Source organism: Caulobacter sp. B11, assembly GCF_002737765.1.
Taxonomy (GTDB): Bacteria; Pseudomonadota; Alphaproteobacteria; order Caulobacterales; family Caulobacteraceae; genus Caulobacter.
In genome coordinates this window covers 1-9696 of the sequence record NZ_PEGG01000105.1, presented here as the reverse complement: position 1 = coordinate 9696, position 9696 = coordinate 1, and the positions used below count along the sequence as shown (strand labels likewise).

The following is a 9696-nucleotide window of genomic DNA, read 5'->3' as shown; positions in this document are numbered from 1 at the left end:
AACCTGCTGAAACTCGCGCTGGCCTCGGCCGCTGCATCGGTCGCCCTCGGCGGCGCCGCCATGGCTCAAGACCTGACGCTTTCCTACAATGTCGGCGTCGCGAGCGACTACATCTTCCGCGGCGTCAGCAACTCCAACGAAGACCCGCAGATCTTCGGCGGCGTCGACGCCACCTACGGCATGGGCTACGCTGGCGTCTGGGCTCGAACGTCGACTTCGGCCTCGATGATCCGACCACCGAAATCGACGCCTATATCGGCGTCAAGCCGACCATCGGCGACCTGAACCTCGACCTGGGCCTGATCTATACGGCTACGTCGAAGACAAGGGCATGACGCCCGGCTCGTTCAGCTACCTGGAACTCAAGGCCGCTGGTTCGTGGGCCGTTGGCCCCGCCACCGTCGGCGTCGCCGGCTACTACTCGCCCGAGTTCCCCGGCAAGACCGCTATGGCCTGTATCTTGAAGCCAATGCCGCGATGCCGGTGGCCGAAAAGCTGACCCTGAGCGGCGCCCTGGGCAACCAGGAAATCGACCTGGGCACCTCCTATTCGACCTGGAACCTGGGCCTGGCCTATGCCGTGACCAGCAAACTGACCGCCGACGTCCGCTATTCGGACACCACCGAAGACTTCGGTGACCTGGCCGGTTCGCGCTTCACCGTCGCCCTGAAGGCCGCTTTCTAAGCATCCTTCACGACGGACTAGGATTAGAGCCGCCCCGACATCGTCGGGGCGGCTTTTTCTATGGCCGCGCCCAGGCCGAGCCCAGCGCGGCGACGGTGGTGACCTGGGCGAAGCTCAGCCCCAGGCTCTTCAGCGCCGCGGCGTGCAGGTCGGGCTCGTAGGCCGCGCAGGCGTCGGCGGCGACGAAGACATGAAAATCCAGCGCGAAACCGTCGCGCACCGTGCAGTCCACGCAGCATTCCGTGGTCAGACCGCAGACCACCAGGGTGTCGATGTGACGCGCGCGCAGACGAGCGGCCAGGTCGCCCTGGCCAAACGGGCTGTAGCGGGTCTTCAGCTCGACCCAATCGCCAGGCCCGGGCTGGGGCCCGACGAAGCCGGCCCCCGCCTGTCCCGCCCGGCAGATGGCCATGTCGAGATCGGGATCGCCGCCCAGCCGCCGCAGACGTTCGCGCCAGACCGGCGAGTCGCTTTGCGGCGTGGTCGAAAGGCCCACCAGAACAACCAGGACGCCCGCCGCCCGCGCCGCCGTCGTCAGCCGTTCCGCCGCCGCCAGGGCGGCCGGCACGGCGGAAAGATCGACGCCGGCCTGGCCCAGCAGCCCCGTGGGCGCGGCGAAATCGGCCTGCATGTCGACCACCAACAAGGCGCTTCGAGTCGGCGCGACCCAGTCAGCCAGGCCGTCGCTCTGGGTCATACGAAAGCTCGCCTGAGATCGGGCAAAAGATCGCCGAACATGGTCAGGCCCGCCTGGTAGTCCGGGAAGATCAGCATCAGGCCGTCCAGCTCGCAATCGCGCAGAAAAGACTCGATCAGCACCGCGCAGGTGGCGGGCGCGCCGATCACGGTCTGGGTCATGAACGCGCCCTGCTCCCGGGCGGCGACGGCCAGGCGATCCGGCGGCACGCCCCAACTGGCCAGCATGGTGGTGATCGCCGCCATGTCGGCGCCGGCCTCATAGCGCGCGGCCAGAGCCGACGCCTCCGCGTCCGTCTGGGCGTGAACCACGGTGCACATGGCGTAGGTGCGGATGCGCCGCCCCCGGTCGGCGGCCTGGGCCTTGGCCCGTCGGCTGGCGTCACGGCGCTCGGCCTCGTCCCAGCCGCCGATGAAGCAGGCGTCGGCCTGGTCCACCGCGAAGGCCAGGCCTCGGTCCGAGCTGCCCGCGCAAATCAGGTCCGGCCGGGGCCGTGACAGCGGCTTGGGCGCCGAGCGACAATCGTCGAGCGTGAAGAACCGGCCCTTGTGGGTGACGCTGTCTTCGGACCACAGGCGTTTGACCAGTTCGGTCCACTCCTGGGCCAGGTCATAGCGGTCATCATGCGAAAGGGCGTCGTTCCAGGCCCCCATCTGCTCGAACTCGCCGCGATAGGCGCCGGCGACGATATTCAGGCCCGCCCGTCCTTCGCTGATCTGGTCAAGGGTGGCGATCATCTTGGCGGCGACGGCGGGGTTCTGCAGCAACGGGTGAACCGTCGCCCAGATCTTGACCCGCGAGGTCGCCTCGGCGAGCGCGGCCATCAGGGTCACCGACTCCAGGGCCACGCCCCAGTGGTCGGTGACGCCGCCGAAGCCCCGGAACTTGGCCATCGACATGATGAAGTCCAGGCCGATCTCGTCGGCCAGAACGGCGGCGGCCCGGTTCTGCCGATACAGGCCGTCCAGCGGCGGGGTGGTGTCGGAAACAATCCAGCCGCCGTTGGCCACGGGCAGGAACAGGCCGAACTCCTTGCGCCCTTCGCCTGACATCACCCGCTCCCGTTCACGCCGCGGGACGCACCATAGACCGATCCGCCGCGCCGGCGCGAGGTCCGGGCGGCGACATGAACAGCACCGCCATGAAGATCATGGCGCTCAACAGGGCGAACAGCTGGAAGGTCGGCGCGAAGGTTCCCAGCTGGTCGCGCATCAGGCCGCCGATGAAGGGTCCCGCCGCCGACAGCGCGCCGACCAGACAGGTCAGGGAGAACAGCTCGACATTGTTGCGACGGCCAAAATAGTTGAGCAGCAACAGGCTGACGGCCAGGACGGTCAGGCCGAAACCGACCCCGACCCCCAGGGCGTAGAGCCCCAGAAGCAGCGGCGTCGTCGCCTGGGCCAGGGCCAGAAGCCCGACCACCAACAGGCCCTGGGCGACCAACAGCAGCCAGCGGGGATCGATCCGGTCGCCGATCGCGCCGCCGCCCAGCCGGGCCGCCACCTGCATCAGGCCTTCCAGGCTCAGCATCCCGGCCGCCACCGCCCCGGCGACACCGAGCTGGGTCAGGTGGGCCTGGGCCAGGCTGGCGGCGCTGACCCCGGCCAGCAGGTGGCTGAAATAGGCCGCGACCAGGATGGCGAACTGCGGCGTGCGCACAGCGTCGCGGACGGTCCATTCATGGTCGGTGTGGAACACCTGTCCCTCGACCTGGGCCTCGGCGTCGAGGGCCTCGTCCATGGCCTCGCCTGCCGCCGCCAACCAGGCCGAGCCGCCAACCGCCACCGCGCAGGCCAGACCGACCAGGGCCACGCCGACCGCCTGCAGGGCCCAGTAGAGACGCCAGTCGCCCTCCGCGGCGCCCAGCACCGTCAGCACCATCCACGGCCCGGCCACGCCGCCCAGGGCCCCGAAGGTGAAATAGATCCCGAACGGCAGGGCCCGTTGCCGGAAAAGGGCCGACAGCACGTGGGTCCCGGGGATCAGGGCCGCCATCTGAAAGCCCACGCCGCACAGGGCCGCGCCGAGAAAATAGACCGGCACGCCTTGCATGCGCGCGAAACAGGCCAGGCCCGCGGCCATGACCGTCACCCCGCCCAGCAGGGTCCAGCGCACGCCGAACCGTCGGATCAGCAGGGCCGGCAGCCAGGACGACAGGCCGGTGAACACCCCCAGGATCGAGTAGCCCAGGAACGCCACCTGCCAGCTCCAGCCGAGGTCCGCCACCATGGCCGGGATCACCACCCCCAGCGAGGCGTAGGTGGCGGCGGTGATCAGGAACAGCAGCAGGCTGAACGCCGCCAGCAACAGCCAGGGGCGATAGACCGGCGAGACCGAGGGTGGGCCCATGCTCAGAATGTTCTCTTCAAGGTCATCCGCCACTCACGTCCCTTGCCCGGCAAGGCGCCCAGATTGGCATAGGTGTCGGCGTCGGGGGTGAAATAGAGCGCGTCGAACAGGTTTTCGATGTTCAGCGACGCCGTGTACGGACCACGCGCATAGAACGCCGAAGCGTTGACCACGGTATAGGCTGGATAGTGGACCGCGTTCTGCACCGTGCCGGCGGTCTTGGTCACGTGAGTCGCGCCGAGGGTGGCACCGACCGTCCCCCAGGCGTGGTCGTCGCTGGTATAGGCACCATAGAGACTGGCCACCGAGCGCGGGATCAGGCTGTAGGCATAGTCGCCGCCACGACCTGGCAGGCCATTGAACGCCCAGACGACATAGGAGCCGCCATAGGCCTGGGCCCCGGCCACGCCGGCCGTATAGGCCGGGATGTACTGGAAGCTGGCGTCGGGGCCCTTGATCGTGGTGCGCTGGTTGTTGGCCGAGACCGTGAAGCTCAGATTGTCCGAGGCCAGCCAGCGGACCTCCAGCTCGACGCCCTTGGCCCGCGTGCCCTGGACGGTCGGCGGCGAACTGTTGGTCAGCTGGGTGCGGTTCTGGCGATATCCGGCCAGGGATCCGACCAGGGTTCCGTCCAGCAGCTGAAACTTCACCCCCGCCTCGGCCAGGTCGGAGTCCGACAGCCACGAGCCGTCGGCCACCAGGGCCGGAGCGATGTCGCCCGCCTGGCTCATCTCCAGGGCGGCGGCCTTGGCGTAGCTGAGATAGGGCATCAGACCGAACGGCGCCTGATAGGTCAGGCTGGCCGAAGAGGTCGCCTTGCCGCGATCGGCGCTCTGACGTCCGGGGATCGTGTAGGACAGGAAGCCGGTGTCGTGCGAGGCCACGTCGTACCAGTCGTCCGCCCAGGATTTAGATTCAGGCGCTGGCCAAGCTTGATGTCGCTGGTGAAGAACAGCCCGGCCTGGGTCCATTGGCTGGAATTGTCGTTTTCCCACTGCAGGCCCTGGGCGGAAGGCGCCTCGGTGGTGAAGGGGCTGTCGATGATGTCGTTGGCGGTCGCCCCGAAGGCGATGTCGCGACGGTCCAGGGCGATCAGGCCGCTGTTGAAGCTTTCGCGCCGGCGCCCTTCGAAGCGGCGATAGGAGGCCCCGACCAGATTCTGGCTGCTGACCGCGCCGCGCGCCAAGGCGAAGCCATAGGTGGCGCGGGCCTCGGCGGTCCAGGCGTCGGTCCAGGCCGGATAGCCGTAGGAGACGAAGCGCTGGTTCTCCTGGTCGTCATAGAACAGCTGCAGCTTCAACGACCGATCGCCGTCCAGCGCCTTGGCCAGGTCGAAATAGAGGGTGTTGGTGCGGGTCTCCGAGAAATCAGCCTTGCTGATATAGACCGTGCGCGGGTCCAGCTTGGTCGTGCCCAATCCGACGTCCAGGACGTGGTTGGCGTCGGTCGCGGCGAAGCCGTAGTACGGAATGTAGAGCGCGCTGCCATAGGGGTAGAAGCCCACCTCGCCCGGGGTCAGGCGGCCATTGCCGTCGACATCGACCAGGGTGGTGTCACGGCCGGTCTGGTAGGTCTGGTGATCGATCAGGTCTTGGGTCAGGCGGTTCCAACCCGGGGTCTGCACGTCGCCGTCGCTGTCATAGACCATGCCGCCGAAGGCCGTGGTCCAGCCCGCGCCGAGGTCGAAGTCGGCCGAGACCTCGACCAGCCGCCGCTTGGGGTTCAGGCCACGATAGAAGCTCTCGGAATCATCGACCTCGCCATAGACATAGACCCCGCCATCGGCGCGCCCCAGCTTGACCGGCAGGGCGACCTGGCCGGTCAGGTTCTTCTTGGCGTAGCTGCCGAAGGTGGCGGTCAGTTCGCCCTTGGGATCGGTGAGGAACCGCCCCTCGTCGCGCGCCGACTTGGGGATGAAGTTCATCATGCCGCCGACCTTGCCCGCGCCGTACAGCGGCGTCGGCGGGCCGCGGACGATCTCGATCCGGGCCGCCCCGCCGATCGGGGTGGAATAGGTGCCGCGGTTCTCGATGCGCTTGAAACCGCGGAAATAGTTCTCGGCCAGGGTGCCGCGAACATTCAGCGCGCCCGGCACGCCGTAGAAGCTGGCGGTGTAGGTTCCCGGCGACACGGCCGTCAGACCATCCACGGTCTCGATGCCGTAGCGCTCCAGGGTCAGGTCGCTGGCGAAACTGGCCGAGCGCGGCGTTTCCAGCAGCGACTTGTCGATGCCGAACACGGTGTCATTGGGCTGCCTTTCCAGCAGGCCGGCCTTGTCGCGGGCCAGGACCAGGACCTCGTCGACGGTGTCCTGCGGACCCACGACCTGCGCCAGAACGGCCGTCGCCAGGAACAGTCCGCCCGTCAGGACTGTCGAAAACAAACGGCGGCGATCGAACATGACGGGGCTCCTGCGGTCGGACAGCGACGGGGCGGACAGCAAAAGAGCAAGATGCGGCAGTCGTCAAAATGCCTCGTGACATTTCAGTTTGTATTATGATGAGTGTGGCTTGACGGGCACAGTCCAGCTTCTCTGGCTGGCGGGAAGGTTCTTCCGAAACCGAAGGGGACTGTGGGCGCTCTGGACCTTGCCTCCCCGGCCTTCGGCCGCCTCCCGCATCAGGGGAGGATCCGCGCGCCGGCGCGGCCCTACGGCCGCTGGACGGCTTCGGGCGAGACGTTGAGCACCCGCATCATCGCCGCGCGGGCCCCCTCGACGTCGCCGCGGCCAATCACCTCGGCGATCCGGCGATGGTCCTCGATATCGGCCATCAGTTCGGGCTCGGTGGTGGCGCTGTTGAACGAGAACACCCAGAAGCGGGCGGCCTTGTGCTGCAGGGGGATGAGGATGCGGGCCAAGGCCAGATTGCCGCTGGCGCGGGCCACCCCGGCATGGAAGCGCTGGTCCATGGCCACCAGGGCCGGCAGGTCGCGATCGCGGGCGGCGGCTTCGCCGTCATCGAAGATGGCCCGCAGGGCGGCGGCCTCATCGGGCGTGGCGTGGCGGGCCGCGAGCCCCGCGCAGTGCGGCTCGATCAGGGCCCGGGCCTCCAGGCCCTGGCGCAGTTCGACGAGGTCCAGCGGCGCCACCGTGGTGCCCGAGCGGGCGCGGCGAATGACCAGCCCCTCCAGCGCCAGCCGGCCCAGCGCGTCGCGCACCCCCGCCAGTCCGGTCTGGTAGCGGGCCGCCAGCGACTGCTCGTCCAGGCGCGCGCCGGGGGCCAAGTCGCCGAGGATCAGGTCCAGCAGGATCCGCTCATAGACCCGGGCCTTGAGCAGGTCGGGCGACCAATCCTCGAGGCCGGTGGAGGAGCAGACGTCCAGCACCAGCATCCGCTCGCGCCCGCCGGCGGACAGGGCGTCGTCATGGGCCAGGACGGGTCGGGGAGCGGCGCGTTGCATGGCTGCGAAGGTAGGGTGAAATGTCAGAGGAAGAAAGGCCGACAATCCTCCCCCTGAAGGGGGAGGCGGCCGAAGGCCGGAGGGGGAAGACTGCAGAGCGCCTACAGAACTTCCCCCTCCGTCCGCTTCGCGGACACCTCCCCCGCTAGGGGGAGGATCTGTTCTTCTAAAACGCCGGCACCACCGCGCCTTCGTATTTCTGGGCCATGAAGGCCGCGACCTCGGGCGTGGTCAGGGCGGCGGCCAGTTTCTGGACGCGCGGGTCGTCCTTGTTGTCGGGTCGACCGACCAGATAGTTCACATAGGGGCTGTTCTTGTCCTCGATCAGCAGGGCGTCCTTGGACGGGTTCAGCTTGGCGTCGAGGGCGTAGTTGGTGTTGATGATCGCCAGGTCGACCTGGTTCAGCACCCGCGGCAGGGTCGCGCCTTCCAGTTCCTTGAACTTCAGGCCCTTGGGGTTGCCGACGATGTCCTTGAGGCTGGCCAGCGGATTGGCCGGATCCTTCAGGGTGATGACCTTGTTGCGCGACAGCAGCAGCAGGGCCCGGCCCTCGGTGCTGGCGTCATTGGGAATGGCCACGGTCGCGCCCTGGGGCAGGTCGGCGATGGTCTTGTACTTGGCCGAATAGGCCCCGATCGGCTCGATATGCACGCCCTTGATCGGGATCAGGTCGGTGCCCTTGTCGCGATTGAAGGTCTCCAGATAGGGCAGGGTCTCGAAATAGCTGACGTCGATGCGCTTCTCGGCCACCTGGGTGTTGGGCTGGACATAGTCGTTGAAGACCTTGATCTCGATCTTCAGGCCCTGGGCCGCCAGCTTGGGCTTGATGAACTCCAGCACCTCGGCGTGGGGAATGGCCGTGGCCGCCACGGTCAGGGTGTCGCTGGCGCTCGACGAGGCGGCGGGCTTCTGGCCGCAGGCGGCGAGCGCCCCGAGGCTCAGCACGGAAGCGACGAGGCTGAGGGCGACGAAAGCGCGGCGGGCGACCATGGACGGCTCCATTACGACAAGAAGACGGGTCGGTTATTGCCCCGTTTCAGCCGGGCGGCGAAATCAGATTTCCTGATCAGGCGACGAGCGAACCAAGTCGCCGGCTAGGCCTCGTCGTTGGCCGGCTCGTCCGGCGGCCCGTGAATGGTCCAGTTGGCGACGAAGTCAGGCTTGTCGCCGGCCAGGCTGGTGACGCCGGGTTCGGCCGCCAGGATGGCCGAGGTCTGGGGCGGCAGGCTGTAGTCATCGCCGTCGTGCTCGCCGAGCAGATCCAGCAGAATGCCCTCATGGGCGTCGGCCTCGATGACCACGCCGAACAACTGCTGGCGCTCCTCGAGCGCGCCGTCGGCGTCGAGGAAGGTCAGGCCGACCAGGATGGTCTTGCCGATCAGGGTCTTGGCGAAGGCCTCGTCCCAGTGCTCGGGCGGCGGTTCGGACAGGATGGGGATGTCGTCGGTCATGGTCATCTTCTAGCGATGTGAGACCCGGCGGACCACCCCGTCGCCGACCATCTGCAGAGCCTGGACCAGCACCAGCAGCAGCACCACGGTGACCACCATCACGTCGGTCTGGAAGCGCTGATAACCGAAGCGGATCGCCAGGTCGCCCAGCCCCCCGGCCCCGACCACCCCGGCCATGGCGGTGTAGGACACCAGGGCGATGGCGGTGACGGTGGCGGCGGCGATGATCCCGGGCAGGGCCTCGGGCAGCAGGGCCCCTAGCACCACCTGGCGACGCTTGGCGCCCATGGCGAAACTGGCCTCGATCACGCCCTTGTCGACCTCACGCAGGGCCGTCTCGACCAGGCGCGCGAAGAACGGCGCGGCCCCGGCCACCAGCGGCGGAATGGCGCCGGCCACGCCGAGCGAGGTGCCGACCAGGGCCACGGTCAGGGGGATCATCACGATCAGCAGGATCACGAACGGCACGGAACGCAGAATATTGACCAGCAGCGACAGCGCCCCGTTGGCGACGCGGTTGTCCAGCATCTGGCCCTTGCCGGTCAGGAACAGGATCACGCCCAGGGGCAGGCCAAGCGCTACGGTCAGGACCATCGAGCCGCCCAGCATGGCCAGGGTGTCGAGCGTGGCCTGGCCGATCTCGGCCCAGTCGATATTGGACACGCTCATCAGCCCGCCTCCACGCTCAGCAGATCGACGCGCACGCCCTCGGCGCGCAGCCGGGCCACGGCGGCGTCGATGTCGCCTCCGGTCAGGGCCAGGGTCAGCTGGCCATAGGGGGTGTCGCGCAGCCGATGGATGCGGCCGCCGAGGATCGAGTAGTCGACCCCGGTCTCGCGGGCCACGGCGCCCAGGATCGGCCGGTAGGTCGCCTCGCCCTGGAAGGTCAGGCGCCACCAGTCGGCCGTCGGTGACTCCGCCGGATCCGGCTTCGCCATCGGCCTCGCGCACGAAGCGGCGGGCGGTGGGGCTGGACGGATGCAGGAAGACGTTCCTCGACCGGTCCACTTTCGACCACCCGCCCGGCCTCCAGCACCGCCACCCGGTCGCAGACCCGGCGCACCACGTCCATCTCGTGGGTGATCAGCACAATGGTCAGGCCCAGTTCGCGA

The 9696-nt window shown here is 68.2% G+C and carries 9 protein-coding genes and 2 pseudogenes; 2 read left to right on the top strand and 9 right to left on the bottom strand.

The features are described from left to right. Positions 1-285 (top strand): TorF family putative porin (locus tag CSW58_RS15690; protein WP_255406556.1); only part of this gene is annotated, 285 nt, incomplete at its 5' end. A gap of 93 nt (positions 286-378) precedes the next feature. Then, positions 379-684, top strand: a complete 306-nt coding sequence (locus CSW58_RS15685; protein ID WP_255406555.1) for a TorF family putative porin — start codon at positions 379-381, stop codon at positions 682-684. 58 nt (positions 685-742) lie between these two features. On the opposite strand, the gene CSW58_RS05830 is transcribed toward CSW58_RS15685, so the two are convergent. The 9 genes and pseudogenes from CSW58_RS05830 to CSW58_RS05790 form a co-directional block, all read right to left on the bottom strand. After that, positions 743-1381 (bottom strand): cysteine hydrolase family protein, encoded by a 639-nt coding sequence (locus tag CSW58_RS05830; RefSeq protein WP_099446647.1) that lies wholly within the window; start codon positions 1379-1381, stop codon positions 743-745. Then, a complete protein-coding gene (locus CSW58_RS05825; RefSeq protein WP_099446651.1) occupies positions 1378-2433 on the bottom strand; it encodes an LLM class flavin-dependent oxidoreductase in 1056 nt (351 codons plus the stop codon). The genes CSW58_RS05830 and CSW58_RS05825 overlap by 4 nt, the downstream gene beginning before the upstream one ends. 13 nt (positions 2434-2446) lie before the next feature. Continuing rightward, a complete protein-coding gene (locus tag CSW58_RS05820; RefSeq protein ID WP_099446646.1) occupies positions 2447-3730 on the bottom strand; it encodes a CynX/NimT family MFS transporter in 1284 nt (427 codons plus the stop codon). A 2-nt stretch (positions 3731-3732) separates the two neighbouring features. After that, positions 3733-6041 (bottom strand): annotated as a pseudogene (locus CSW58_RS05815) (TonB-dependent siderophore receptor); the annotation flags it as partial. A gap of 338 nt (positions 6042-6379) precedes the next feature. Then, positions 6380-7063, bottom strand: a complete 684-nt coding sequence (locus tag CSW58_RS05810; protein ID WP_099446650.1) for a GntR family transcriptional regulator — start codon at positions 7061-7063, stop codon at positions 6380-6382. A gap of 235 nt (positions 7064-7298) precedes the next feature. Further along, on the bottom strand, positions 7299-8123 hold the full coding sequence (locus tag CSW58_RS05805) for a MetQ/NlpA family ABC transporter substrate-binding protein (protein WP_099446649.1): 825 nt from the start codon (positions 8121-8123) through the stop codon (positions 7299-7301). A 104-nt stretch (positions 8124-8227) separates the two neighbouring features. Next, positions 8228-8584 (bottom strand): hypothetical protein, encoded by a 357-nt coding sequence (locus CSW58_RS05800; protein ID WP_099446648.1) that lies wholly within the window; start codon positions 8582-8584, stop codon positions 8228-8230. Positions 8585-8593: 9 nt separating this feature from the next. Further along, entirely contained in the window at positions 8594-9253 is a 660-nt protein-coding gene (locus CSW58_RS05795) for a methionine ABC transporter permease (protein ID WP_099446645.1), read from the bottom strand. Further along, positions 9253-9696, bottom strand: a pseudogene (locus tag CSW58_RS05790) (NIL domain-containing protein); the annotation flags it as partial. The gene CSW58_RS05795 and the pseudogene CSW58_RS05790, both read right to left, overlap by 1 nt.

Coding starts and splice junctions, on each gene's coding strand:
- CSW58_RS05800 (WP_099446648.1), bottom strand. CDS start 8,584: ATGACCGACGACATCCCCATCCTGTCCGAACCGCCGCCCGAGCACTGG.
- CSW58_RS05830 (WP_099446647.1), bottom strand. CDS start 1,381: ATGACCCAGAGCGACGGCCTGGCTGACTGGGTCGCGCCGACTCGAAGC.
- CSW58_RS05810 (WP_099446650.1), bottom strand. CDS start 7,063: ATGCTGGTGCTGGACGTCTGCTCCTCCACCGGCCTCGAGGATTGGTCG.
- CSW58_RS05820 (WP_099446646.1), bottom strand. CDS start 3,730: ATGGGCCCACCCTCGGTCTCGCCGGTCTATCGCCCCTGGCTGTTGCTG.
- CSW58_RS05795 (WP_099446645.1), bottom strand. CDS start 9,253: ATGAGCGTGTCCAATATCGACTGGGCCGAGATCGGCCAGGCCACGCTC.
- CSW58_RS05825 (WP_099446651.1), bottom strand. CDS start 2,433: ATGTCAGGCGAAGGGCGCAAGGAGTTCGGCCTGTTCCTGCCCGTGGCC.
- CSW58_RS05805 (WP_099446649.1), bottom strand. CDS start 8,123: ATGGTCGCCCGCCGCGCTTTCGTCGCCCTCAGCCTCGTCGCTTCCGTG.